At 59.5% G+C, this 12,480-nt stretch carries 7 protein-coding genes and 1 pseudogene; 4 read left to right on the top strand and 4 right to left on the bottom strand.

What is annotated here, in order from left to right:
• Positions 1–11 precede the first annotated feature (11 nt).
• The 3 genes from P6U29_RS33060 to P6U29_RS33070 form a co-directional block, all read right to left on the bottom strand.
• A protein-coding gene (locus tag P6U29_RS33060) for an IS630 family transposase (RefSeq protein WP_407114485.1) occupies positions 12–951 on the bottom strand; the annotation gives its coding sequence in 2 pieces (ribosomal slippage) (positions 12–614 and positions 616–951; 939 coding nt in all).
• Between the two features lie 208 nt (positions 952–1,159).
• Positions 1,160–1,711, bottom strand: a complete 552-nt coding sequence (locus tag P6U29_RS33065; RefSeq protein ID WP_407114486.1) for a prolyl oligopeptidase family serine peptidase — start codon at positions 1,709–1,711, stop codon at positions 1,160–1,162.
• A 55-nt stretch (positions 1,712–1,766) separates the two neighbouring features.
• Entirely contained in the window at positions 1,767–2,180 is a 414-nt protein-coding gene (locus tag P6U29_RS33070) for a hypothetical protein (RefSeq protein ID WP_407114487.1), read from the bottom strand.
• Between the two features lie 327 nt (positions 2,181–2,507).
• Here P6U29_RS33070 and P6U29_RS33075 point away from each other — a divergent pair, with 327 nt between their 5' ends.
• From P6U29_RS33075 to istA, 4 genes and pseudogenes are all read left to right on the top strand, one after another.
• The gene (locus P6U29_RS33075; protein ID WP_407114488.1) at positions 2,508–3,323 is read left to right on the top strand and encodes a YopT-type cysteine protease domain-containing protein; all 816 of its coding nucleotides are present in this window, start codon (positions 2,508–2,510) and stop codon (positions 3,321–3,323) included.
• Positions 3,324–5,223: 1,900 nt separating this feature from the next.
• The gene (locus tag P6U29_RS33080; protein WP_407114489.1) at positions 5,224–6,921 is read left to right on the top strand and encodes an outer membrane beta-barrel protein; all 1,698 of its coding nucleotides are present in this window, start codon (positions 5,224–5,226) and stop codon (positions 6,919–6,921) included.
• Between the two features lie 925 nt (positions 6,922–7,846).
• Positions 7,847–9,541, top strand: a complete 1,695-nt coding sequence (locus P6U29_RS33085) for an outer membrane beta-barrel protein (protein ID WP_407114490.1) — start codon at positions 7,847–7,849, stop codon at positions 9,539–9,541.
• A gap of 186 nt (positions 9,542–9,727) precedes the next feature.
• Positions 9,728–10,997: pseudogene (istA, locus tag P6U29_RS33090) on the top strand (IS21 family transposase); the annotation flags it as partial.
• Between the two features lie 316 nt (positions 10,998–11,313).
• Here the strand turns inward: istA and P6U29_RS33095 are convergent.
• Positions 11,314–12,312: a hypothetical protein gene (locus P6U29_RS33095; RefSeq protein ID WP_407114491.1), complete on the bottom strand. Its 999-nt coding sequence runs from the start codon at positions 12,310–12,312 to the stop codon at positions 11,314–11,316.
• Positions 12,313–12,480 lie beyond the last annotated feature (168 nt).

Genomic DNA, 12,480 nt, shown 5'->3' on the forward strand with positions numbered 1-12,480 from the left:
GCGAGTTGCGATCAAAACGGATTGTACCCGCAATGGCGGATGTAATTAGCGCATTCTTCGGGGGTAAAGAGGCTCAGAGAGCGGCCGATGAGATCCCAGAGTGCGTCGACGGTTCTTGCCTGGGCTTGTCGCAACAATTCTTTGAGTTTGGCGAAGGCCATCTCGATCGGATTGAGATCAGGACTGTAGGGCGGCAGGAACAGGAGGCTCGCGCCGGCGTCGGCGATGAGACGCCCAGCCGCCTCATTCTTATGGCTCGACAGGTTGTCGAGGATCACTGTGTCGCCGGCGCGCAGTACCGGAACGAGGATTTGCTCGACGTAGGCGAAGAAGCACTCGGCGTTGATAGGCCCATCGAGCACAAAGGGCGCGATCAGCCCCTCGCGGGTCAGGCCGGCAAGGAACGTCGTCGTCTTCCAATGTCCGTGCGGCGCATGGCCCAGGGCACGTTCGCCGACCCCAGCCCAGGCGTAACGACGCGTCATCGCCGTCGTCGTCCAGGTCTCGTCGAGGAAGATGAGCCGACCGCCAAGGCTGGGTTGCGCGCACCGCCACGCTTGCCGGCGCTCAACGACGTCGGGACGATCCTGCTCGCTGGCGTACACGGTTTTTTTTGAAGCTGATGCCCTCACCGGCAAAGAAGCGCGACAGCATCGACTTGTCGGCTTCGACGCCATGCCTGCGAAGCAGTCGCTCGGCGATCGCATCGAGCGTCAGATCGTTCTCCTTGCGCCGAAGTTCCAGCAGCCACTCCCGATGCGGCTTCAGCACCGAGCGCCGGTCCCCGCCGGTCGGCAAAGCCGCCGTGCGCTGCGTTTCCTCAAACGCCTTCACCCAGCGGATCGCGCTTGCGATCCCGACCCGGAATACCCGGGCCGCTTCATTCCGCGAAAGACCATCCTCAACGACGGCCTTGATCACCCGAATGCGAAGAGCCTCTCCATGCGCCATCCCTGCCGGCCTCCTTCCGGCCTCAAGGATGAATCACGGTTCGCTCCCTTTGGGAATCCCTACGATTCAAGTCGACCCCAACTCGCTCTAGGGTGCGCCTTCCAGTGGCTCGGGGCAAAGCCGCCTGGATGCACAAGTGTATTCCAGCACCAGCCGGCGCGCACGTTCGACGAGATTGGCGGCGGCGCTGTGCCCCCCATCGATGTTCTCAAAGCAAAAATAAGACTGGCCCAGTGCAGCGAGCTTCGCGGCGGCCTTGCGGCCGTGCGCAGGATGGACGCGATCGTGGTTGGTGGAGGTGAAAAATGAAAGGCTCCGGGGAGGCCCTGCCCGGAACCGGCTTTTGGTACGGCAAGTAGGAAATGGTCGGGTCGCCATACTCGGCGCTCCAGGACGCGCCCGCCCCTAACTGAGTGAATCGAAGCATGTCGAACAGCGGCACTTTAATGATCGCAGCGTTGAAAAGCTCGGGGCGCTGGGTGATTGCAGTGCCGACCAGCAGCCCCCCTTGGCTGCCGCCGATCACGCCGAGCCGACGCGGACTTGTGACTTTCCGACGGATCAGATCGTCGGCGACCGCGATGAAATCATCCCATGTGCTTTGCTTCGTGGCTCCCTGGCCCGCCCGGTGCCATGCTGAGCGAACTCGCCGCCTCCGCGCAGATTGGCAACGACGTATGCATTGCCGTGTTCGAGCCATAGTCGACCGAAAGCTCCTCCATAGGAGGGAGAAGCGGAACCTGAAACCCGCCATAACCATACAGAAGCGTCAGGGTCGACCCGTCAAATCTTGCGCTCCTGGGTCGCACCAGCAACTACGGAATCCGTGTGCCATCGCCCGAAGTCTCCTTGAGCTGCTCCACGACATGCTTCGATGCATCGAATATCGCAGGTGCCGTCTTCAAGAACTCGAGCCGTTTGCTTTCGGCATCAAAGTACCAAAGCGACGTTGGCGTGAGATAGTTAGAGACGGTAAACGTCATTTCACCCGCCTGCGCGGAAGTGGCTGATAGGCTTACGGTCGCATTCTTCGGCAGCGGGACTGGTGTGGCATGCCACGCACCTTGATCGTACCTGTAGACGAACGCCCTGGTTTGAACGTTGTCAAGAATCGTCAGGACCAGGAAATTCCCGGTGCTGCCAAATCTGCGGAGTGCCTGCCGACAGTTGGGCTGGAAAACGAGAGGGTTTCGCACGCAACGGATCCTGCTTCCATTCGGCCAAATCATACGAGATCATCGAGCCGGCCTTGAAGCTGGCATCGCCGGAGCGGATCCAGTCTTCGTCCAGTTTCACAAGGCGTGCCGCGAGAGCATCGCAGCAATAGCCGGTCGGCGGCGTTCCGGAATCTGTCAGCCGACGCGCGGGAGGATCTGACACAGCGCTACGCCGCGCCGCATCAGACATTGTCAGAAGTCCGACAAAGGAACGCTTTCTAAGCTGGACAACAGCTGCCCGTCAGCTCGCCATCAGCTTGTCTGGGTATCCTCGCAGCAGGGCCTAAGCAGCCCGAATTGATGCCTAGAGACTAGCGCAGCACAGAAAGGTGAATCGTCATGTATGATCGAATCAGTGGCTCATCCACATGCACTAGACAAGCTGACGAACCGAGTCAGTCGGTGGATAGCGGCAGCTTTACGGAAACACTTGCAGATCTCGCGCCTCAGTGGAGCTCACAACCGGGGGAGTTGCCTGACAAGATGGGGGCCTGCTGCAGCAAGCCACATACCTCGGATGCAAACGTTCAAACTTCTAGCGCCTCCGACCCCAGTACCTCCTCTCCAGAGAGTGCGGCCAGCTCCTTGTTTGAATACAGAACGGCCGACCTGCGTGATGCGAATGTGGATGGCATCTGCGTTGGGCTGACTGCGGAGTGGTTCCGCAATCTTAACAACAGCCCATCAACCCGAATGAGTGCGCTCACACCCGGATCGCGAACGCACGCCTCAGCGGCTGAACGGCAGCAGCAATATCAAAATCTCAAGGATCAGTTGCGGAGCAGGGGAGCAGGATCTTCTCAGGCCGACCTTCAGGCACAAAATACAATTCTGGAGGACGCAGGCTTGGAGCCGGCTGGAGAGGAGAAGAGATTCGCATTCGGCAAGGCTTCGAACGTCAGGCGCATGGTGAACGAAATCAACGAAGATGGATCGAACCATTTGCTCAGCTTGTATTTCGCCGAAGGCGGCGCACACACAGTGGCGACGTCGGCCTCGAATGGAACGACCACGCTTTTCGACCCTAACTATGGAGAATTTACTGTTCGATCAGATCCGGACCAGATGGCTTCATTGTTACAAAGCCTCGCCAATCGTTACCGGAATCCCAACGGGCGGCATTTATCGACAATCACGACGCAAAGGATGCAGTGAGTTGGGCCTTCAGGCCGGTGGTGATTGACCCCTTCCGATGCGTCGGCCGGCGCTCGCGTTCGGTCGTGGCGTCGGGGGCCAAATCTGCGGCGGATAACCGGCTGCGTGCCGGCTGGCGAGTGTGCCGGCATCGAAAGCGGGGGGCGCCGGCCCCCCGCTATCCAAGACGGCCGGCACAAATTGCAATTCTGTTTCGAAATGACCGCCTGCGGTTTCTCTCAACTGACGTCGCCAAGAAACAATTGCTTCGGCGACAATCCATGCGGTCCGCTATCGAACCACGCGGTTGATCCAGACCGACTGTGCGCAGGTATGACCTTCCACGGCATCCGCTTTCGTTCGAAGCACGGAAAACTGACGCATCGAAATGATTCAGCCAAGATGTGCCCCTCACAAGCAGCCGGGGATCGAGCAGGCTCCGCGTTTGCCATGCGATTCTGGATCGTCGAGCGGAAGAGCTCAGTATCGCGCTCTCTGGGCGTTAAGCGACAGACGTCGGTAGTTTTCATGATCGGGTCGCCGGTCTGGCAGATGTAGTTATGCATGGCCTGCCCGATTTTCGCACCCGCCAAGTCCGGAGGACGCAGAGGAGGATCGTTATGGTCGTAAGGCGCTGCTGGCCGTCGACCACGTCGGTCTGTGCCGCCAGGGATTCTTGATCAGGACGATACTGCCGAGAAAGTACGGACTCACGTTAGCGACATCCCCGTGTCGGCAGAGGTAGTCGTTAGGTCGTCAAGGAGCTCGCTCGCCTACTCCGTGGTCCAGGCATACGGGCGCTGGTATGATGGGATGCTGAACACTGGTTTGGCGATATCGCAACAGAACGCTCATCCTTTGATTTCATTAGGGCTGGAAGGTCACAGTGTGAATAAGGAGGAGCTGACCTATGCTCTTCGACGGCGAGTCGCAGCGATGTAGGGATGCGTCGAGACTAAACGCCACGCGTACACGCGGCGTGACGAGGAGATCGTCACTTCGCCTGCATTCCTGCAGCAAGGCAATTGACGCGCCCCTTACCTCCTGCCGGACCGCGATAAGGTGAAGCAGTCGTCCAGGACCGCCGGCTTTAGAAAATCGATTGTCAGGAGTCCTATATCGATCTCGCCGCGGACGCACCGGAGGAAGGCGTCTACGGCGGACGCATCTGCGTCCCATGGCTGGGGCGGCGGCAGCCTGCACTGCCTGAATGCTCTCGATCCGTGCGATGTCGAACATACCTGAGCACTGACGCCGAAAGGGCGGGCCGCGCCCCGATCTATGGTGAGCCGGTGGAGGCGCTGCGCGAGACCGAGCCTTCCATGTCCCTCATCAACGCCGTCGTCGCCGCGCTCGCCGCAACCAAGTTCATGGTCGCACTATGAGAGAGCCGCAGCGTTGATCAACTATTACGGCCACGTACAAAAACTCACGACGGTAAAGCCGAAAGCCGATTGCCATTTACTGCAAGGGAATTCGCGGTAAGCCGCAAGACGCAGATGCCGAGCGCTTCCTGCTGGTGGGCCGGATCTTCGTAAAACGGAAGCATACGCGCAGGAAAGCCGTCTTCGCGAAACTGGGCGGGCCGAACCGATTTTGACGTCGCCTGTGTATCTCTTGCAATCCAAGCCTGCCGAGTAGCTGCTGCGATCGTGTTTCTCGTTCGCACGCTTCGATTGTCAGCCTTGCGACCAGTGTCAGGAAGCTGACGCGACACACTCTTACGAAACTCCTGCAGAATATACGAATTCAGTTCGGCACGCGGTTTGCTTCGTTCGGGACATCATCACCAATCGTCGTGCGGTGATCTTCGGGACGGCGTTGGCGCGCGTTACCGCGTGCCTGGTCTGCTCCGACGATTTGTCGTGCGGCGATACTTAAGGAGGCGGATCGTGAACTGGGAAGTGCAGGACAAACTTTGATGCGATCGAGAATTATTTGTTGTGGTGCGACAACGATTGCGCTCGTTTCAAGCAGCGCAGCCAAGCCGGCGGACCTTGAGCCACAACTTAAACTGCCACAGGCGGTGTGGAACTGGTCTGGAGGCTACATTGGCGGGCACGTCGGCGGTGGTTACGGCCGAACCTCCTTCAGCAATCCGTACGGTCCATCAATCTATGGCGGCATCGTCGATACCCCGGCATTCCTTGCAGGTGGCCAGATCGGTTACAACTGGCAGAACAACGGCTGGGTGTTTGGCATCGAGCTGGATGCCAGCGGTGCTGTCTCCGAGGGCACAAATACATGCCTTGCCCCTTCGGGCTTCGTTGTAAGCGCAAACTGCAAGGCAGGTCCGAATCTCTTTGCCACCGGGACCGGTCGCGTCGGTTACGCTTTTGGTGCACTCGGCCACACCCTGGCCTATCTCAAAGCAGGCGTGGCCTGGCAAAACAATCGGGGCGACGTCGTCAACAACTTTGAAGGCGGCGGCTTGCCACAGGAGAAAACCCATTTCGACTATGGTCGGATCGGTGGCGTCATCGGGCTGGGCGTCGAGCAAGCCCTTACGCCTGCTTGGTCGGTGAACGTCGAGTATGACTATCTGCATTTTGGCGGACCAGGTGTCGCGACCGCGGCAACAGTCCAGTTCCCGTCTGCGATTCTGCCGCCGAACACAGCCAGCCTGACCAGCAACTATCACATCGGAAAGATTGCCCTGAACTACCACTTTGGTGCGGACCAAGAGGCCGCACAATGGCACGCTACGTCGCCATACGCGAAGGCATCCGCCAGCGTGCCGCCCATTCCCTACGCGCCCGGCTGGTCGTTCGAAGGCGGCTCGCGGCTCTGGCTGAGCCGGGGGCGATTCCAGTGGGATCACAGCGCACTTCCGTATGGCTGGCCTGAAGATCCCAGCACACTGATATCGAGGCTCACTTATCACGGACAGGACGGACTTTCGGGAGAGTTATTCGGCCGTGTTGACAGTCCCTGGGGAGTGTTCCTGAAGAGCAATCTGGGTATCGGGGGCTTCAACAAAGGGAAGCACAACGATGAAGATTGGCTGCCACACAAGGGACGGTCGTACCAGAACACCCTTTCAGGTCAGTCAAATGGAAGGTTCACATATTACACGGCCGACGTCGGTTACGATTTCCTGCGCAGCACCAGCTACAAAGTCGGTGGATTTATAGGATGGACCTATTACGGCCAGAGCTCGGACTCGATCGGTTGCGTTGAGTTCGCTAATCCGCGGAATCGATGTCTGAAGCCGGGTGACAACAGGATCGTTGGCAGCGAGGATACTCAATGGAATGCGCCTCGGATCGGCCTGAGCGCCGAAACCATGCTGACCGAGCGTTGGCGTTTGAGCGCCGACGTCGCCTACCTGCCATGGACCGATTTCAAGGGCCGCGACTATCATCTCTTGCGCCCCAACACCACCTTTGACGAACAACGCGGCAATGGTGGCGGAGTCCAGATTGAGGGCGTGTTGTCCTACTTCCTCACCCAGAACATCAGCGTCGGCGTCGGTGGCCGCTATTGGGCCATGTGGACCAAAAAACGGGGCGACTCTCTGTGCAGCAGCAGCGGCTGCATGGGTGAGCCGTCCGTATTTGGGAAGCACAGCATGGAGCGCTGGGGTACGTTCTTTCAGGCCTCCTACAAGTTCGATTGAAAGGTCCACCAAAGCCAAGCTCTAGACTCCTCTCGGCCCATCTGAAGCCGCTCGTGAGTAACGACATCGGTGCCAGAATTGGCGCCGATGCCATTGGTATCGCGCGACGAGCTTGGGACGCGCGTAGTCGTCGGGCGCGTCCCTAGCCGAAACACACTGCCCAGCATCGAGCGCGAGAGTGGAGACCCGAGCTTGATCACAGCATGAGCACGCGAGCGCAGCAGCGCCTGCACTCGTTCCAAAAACCATCGCGACGGACAACAGAATCCTCGGCAATCTGTCGATCAACGGCTTTTCATTGCACGAGGAGCTGCGGTGGGCTGATTGAGAATCTCCGCAATGCGCCGGATGAACACGGGCCGATCCTTCTCGCCGCAAGGCTAGGCGGCAGGCGAACGACGGTGTGAGTCCCGAGCGTTGCGACCCTAGAATACCATTAGGAGGCCATGTTCCAGCTCCGATCCGCGGAGCGAAACGCTAGACCTGTCGCGCTGGCCGTTCTTTGAGGATCCGCTGTCCGTTAAGATCAATATCTAACGCGCAAGCGCATCCCGGAAAATACGCCATCGGGATCGCCGTCCGGTGCTTCATCCCTGAGATGACGAAAACCGGATGGGCGACCTCTGTGTTGGCAGAACAGCGAGCCAGATCTGCTGCGACCGTGCTTCTCATCGACGCTTCGACTGTCAGCCTTGAGACCAGTGTCAGGAAGTTGACGCGACACGCTCTTAGGAAACTCCTGCAGAATATACGAATTCAGTTCGGCACGCGGTTTGCTTCGTTCGGGACATCATCACCAATCGTCGTGCGGTGATCTTCGGGACGGCGTTGGCGCGCGTTACCGCGTGCCTGGTCTGCTCCGACGATTTGTCGTGCGGCGATACTTGAGGCGGATCGTGAACTGGGAAGTGCAGGACAAACTTTGATGCGATCGAGAATTATTTTTTGTGGTGCGACAACAATTGCGCTCCTCTCAAGCAGCGCAGCCAAGCCGGCGGACCTTGAGCCACAACTTAAACTGCCACAGGCGGTCTGGAACTGGTCTGGAGGCTACATTGGCGGGCACGTCGGCGGGGGTTACGGCCGAACCTCCTTCAGCAATCCATACGGTCCATCAATCTATGGCGGCATCGTCGATACCCCGGCATTCCTTGCAGGTGGCCAGATCGGTTACAACTGGCAGAACAACGGCTGGGTGTTTGGCATCGAGCTGGATGCCAGCGGTGCTGTCTCCGAGGGCACAAATACATGCCTTGCCCCTTCGGGCTTCGTTGTAAGCGCAAACTGCAAGGCAGGTCCGAATCTCTTTGCCACCGGAACCGGTCGCGTCGGTTACGCCTTTGGTGCACTCGGCCACACCCTGGCCTATCTCAAAGCAGGCCTAGCCTGGCAAAACAATCGGGGCGATGTGGTCAACAACCATGAAGGCGGCGGCTTGCCACAGGAGAAAACCCATTTCGACGATGGTCGTCTCGGTGGCGTCATCGGGCTGGGCGTCGAGCAAGCCCTTACACCTGCATGGTCGATGAACGTCGAGTATGACTATCTGCATTTTGGCGGGCCAGGTGTCGCGACCGCGGCAACAGTCCAGTTCCCGTCTGCGATTCTGCCGCCGAACACGACCAACCTGTCCAGCAACTATCACATCGGAAAGATTGGTCTGAACTACCATTTTGGCGCAGACCGGCAGGCCGCACAATGGCACGCTACGTCGCCATACACGAAGGCACCCGCCAGGGTGCCGCCCATTCCCTACGCGACCGGCTGGTCCTTCGAAGGTGGCTCGCGGCTCTGGCTCAGCCGAGGACGATTCCAATGGGACCACAGCGCAGTGCCCTATGGCTGGCCGCAGGAGCCCAGCATGCTCTCATCGAGGCTCACTTATCACGGACTGGACGGACTTTCGGGAGAGTTATTCGGCCGCGTTGATAGCCCTTGGGGAGTGTTCCTCAAGAGCAATATTGGCCTCGGGCAGTTCAACAAAGGAAACATGAACGATGAGGATTGGGGCGGCGCGTATTTCAACACCGTATCAGGGCAAGCAAACGGAAGGTTCACATATTACACGGCCGACGTCGGTTACGATTTCCTGCGCGGTACCGACTACAAGGTCGGCGCATTTATAGGCTGGACGTATTACGGCCAGAGCTCGGACTCGAGGGGATGCGTGCAGATGGCACCCCCCCTTGCTTCATGTCTTAGGCCGGGTGACAACAGGGTCATCGGCGGCGAGGATACTCAATGGAATGCGCCTCGGATCGGCCTGAGCGCCGAAACGATGTTGACCGAGCGTTGGCGCGTGAGCGCTGATATCGCCTACCTGCCTTGGACCGATTTCAAGGGCCGCGACTATCACCTCTTGCGCGACGACACCACCTTTGCTGAACAACGCGACAATGGTGGCGGCGGAATCCAGATTGAAGGCGTGCTGTCCTACTTCATCACCAACAACATCAGCGTCGGCGTCGGTGGCCGCTATTGGGCCATGTGGACCAAAGGACGGGGCGAGTCTCTGTGCAGAGGTAGCGACAGCAACTGCGTGGATGGCCCGCCGGCATTTGCGAAGTACAGCATGGATCGCTGGGGTACGTTCTTCCAGGCCTCCTACAAATTCGATTGACAGGCTGTGTCCTGGCCAGCTCAACACTGCCGCTCGAGCCATCCAGGCCTAGAGGTGAGCATCGACGTCGGCGCCAAATCTGGCGCCGACGTCATTAATGTGACCGGATTGTCGCGCGCCATGGAAAACCGCCTGCTCGGCGTCACGAGGAATTGCCCCCTCCTTGGATAGCCGAGGAGAGAGCGAATGAACGAGGAACAAATCACGGAAGGCTCGTCGTGGATTGATCCACGGGAGCAAGTGATGAAGACGCCGGATGACGTGGCCGAGATGTTGCGCCTGAGTGCGTGCGGGTCGGGGTGAAGCGGATTGCGGGGCAGCTCGGCTGCAACCACCACACGGTGCACGGGCTATGTGGCGGCGGGCGGGATGAAGCCGTTCAAGTCGCCTGAGCGGGACAAGCGGCTCGATGGCCTTGAAGGCTGCTGCGCGAGAGGTTCATTCGGCATCGCGGCAATGCGGACGTGGTGCGCCAAGACCTTTTGGCCGAGGAAAGCGTGGCAGTCAGCCGGCGAACGCTGCAGCGTGCCGTGCAGCCCCATCGTCAGGCGCTGAAGGCCGAAGCGCTGGCGACGACGCGGTTCGAGACGCCCCCGGGCCGGCAGCTGCAGATCGAATTCGGCGAGCGTCTGGTCGAGATCGGCGGAGTGAAGATCAAAGCATTCGTGTTCGTGGCGACGCTCGGGCATTCGCGGCGGCTGCATGTGCGTGCGTTCCGGGCCGGGAAGCAAGAGCACTGGTTCGCCGGGCTGGAGAGTGCATTCCCGACCTTCGGCGGCGTACCGGAGGACGTGCTGATGGACAATCCACGCGCTCTCGTGCGCCATGACGCGGTGAGCCGGTCGGTTCAGTTTAACGACAAGCTCATCGCGTTCGCGAAGCACTGGGGCTTCCGCCTCGCGCCTGCGCGCCATATCGGGCGCGTACGAAGGGCAAGACGGGCAATAGCATCGGCTACGTGAAGAAGAACGCGATCGCGGGGCATTGCTTCGAGAGCTGGGAAGCATTCGAGGCGCATCTCGCTGAGTGGGAGCGTGAGGTGACGAACGTGCGTATCCACGGCACGACCGGCAAGGCGCCGATGGGCTCGCTTTGCGCGTGACGAGGCACACCGGTTGAAGCCGCTCGGCGGGCAGCCGTCGTTCGGATCGTTGCGCGAACTGACCCGCGTCGTCGGCAAGGATGTGCCGTCGAGATCGACACGAACAGCTACTCGGTGCCGTGACGGCTGATCGACGCGCGCGTGGCGGTGACGGTTGCAGCCGGCGAGGTGCGCATCCGCCACGGCATGCGCGAGGTTGCGGTCCGCAAACAATCGGAGGGGCGCCGGCTGCGGATCGTCGATTCCGCTCACCTCGACGGGGTTGCCGGTCGCAGTGGTGCGGTCTGCCGACCGGCAAACGCGACACCGACAGTGCCGGCGCCTTCTCCGCTGCCGTCGTTGTTGCGTCCTCTGTTTCGAATACGAAGCAGCGATCTGAGGGAGCCTCTGATGGCGCGCACAAACCGAAGCACCAATCGATCGGCTCGACATGGCGCGATTGCAGCTCTCCGGCAACCGCCTGCTTGAAGAGATCGGCTGCGATTGTCAGGTTTTGACGGCCGCAGGCGCGCATCTCCTGTAGCGTTGCTGGCGCCCCGATGACCTCGGGACCGACGACATAGTCGTCCGGTCCCGGGGCATTGCCCACGCGGGCGATGCCCAACGGCGGCTAAGTCTTGATGGATTCGATCGGCTTCTGTGGCATTGCGCCCCCAAATGGTCGTAAAGCTCAGGCCCTCCTCGGTTCGTGCGGTTCGGAGTCAGGTACACCGTTGACGAAGTGGCGTGCGGCGGCCGACGAGGGGTATGCCGATCGCCTGGACTCCGCGATGGACCCTAGAGGTTGGTTTGCGACCGGAACGCGCCAGGGAGCGAAGGTCAGATTGTCGCCGTAGCTCGCCTGCCCCTCCGCCCGGATATCTTGTCTTGGAAACTCAATGCAGCCAATGGACAGAAAGGGAGCGTCGGCTTCTTCCCAACGCATCGTCGCTCTGTCCGTCGGAAGGGTTGTCCCGGCTTTTGGCATCTGGATATCGAACGAAAACGCCGCGGTCCCAGCGAGAAGCCGCTCGGCGAGATCCTTGCGCAGGCGGTTCGGGTCGTCAGCCGGCGCCCTACTCGGCTCTGCTTGCAACGGCCGGAGCCGATATTTTACCGGCCCTGCACTTCCACAATCATAGGGCAAAACACTCCAGTAGGTGGCCGTAAGCACACTCTCTTCGTGCTTGGCCATATCGACCAATATCTGCTTCGTTTCGGGATGATCCTTAAACCAGTCATCGATTCTGCCCTTTAAGGCGAGATCGGTGAAAACGCACATGTCGTGGCCAGTGTCGACGAAGAATACATCGTGATTTTGCAATAGAATGTCTGCCGTGGGTGCATTCGGATCAATAGCGGCGAGCGACGGCGGACTAACTCCGAATAGCTTCATGCCAATTCCGATCGTACCGTTCTCCGCATCGTCCGAATCCGGCGCTACATCGCTGGAAAAACGAACCCACAAGTCGTACGCGTCGCCGATGAAGATGCCCGCGCGCACTTCGTAAGGTCTCGATGGGTCAAGTATCATTCGAGCAGATGCAATCCCGTGAGTCTTTCGGAAGACCGCTCTACGGGCAGGTCGCGCGCCCTTAGCGATATCGCTCGCTTGCGCCACATCGACAAAGAGGTGTCGAGTGTGCTCGGCAAAGTCGGCGATGCACGGATCAGCTTTGTCAGAGTTCATCAACTCAATCGTTACTTATGAGAGTGCGCCGCTGAGAAGCGCCTATCGATAACTTTTATTTATGTACCAATCACTGACTTATCGGCAGATGATTCAAACAGGGAAGCTGGATGTCGATGACCTACGCGAGAACAATTCATTTCGGACAAAAAGTACTCAGCGGACCGC

The organism is Bradyrhizobium sp. LMG 9283, assembly GCF_045571415.1.
Classification (GTDB): domain Bacteria; phylum Pseudomonadota; class Alphaproteobacteria; order Rhizobiales; family Xanthobacteraceae; genus Bradyrhizobium.

Coding starts and splice junctions, on each gene's coding strand:
- P6U29_RS33065 (WP_407114486.1), bottom strand. CDS start 1,711: ATGGTTATGGCGGGTTTCAGGTTCCGCTTCTCCCTCCTATGGAGGAGC.
- P6U29_RS33080 (WP_407114489.1), top strand. CDS start 5,224: ATGCGATCGAGAATTATTTGTTGTGGTGCGACAACGATTGCGCTCGTT.
- P6U29_RS33070 (WP_407114487.1), bottom strand. CDS start 2,180: ATGATTTGGCCGAATGGAAGCAGGATCCGTTGCGTGCGAAACCCTCTC.
- P6U29_RS33075 (WP_407114488.1), top strand. CDS start 2,508: ATGTATGATCGAATCAGTGGCTCATCCACATGCACTAGACAAGCTGAC.
- P6U29_RS33085 (WP_407114490.1), top strand. CDS start 7,847: ATGCGATCGAGAATTATTTTTTGTGGTGCGACAACAATTGCGCTCCTC.
- P6U29_RS33095 (WP_407114491.1), bottom strand. CDS start 12,312: ATGAACTCTGACAAAGCTGATCCGTGCATCGCCGACTTTGCCGAGCAC.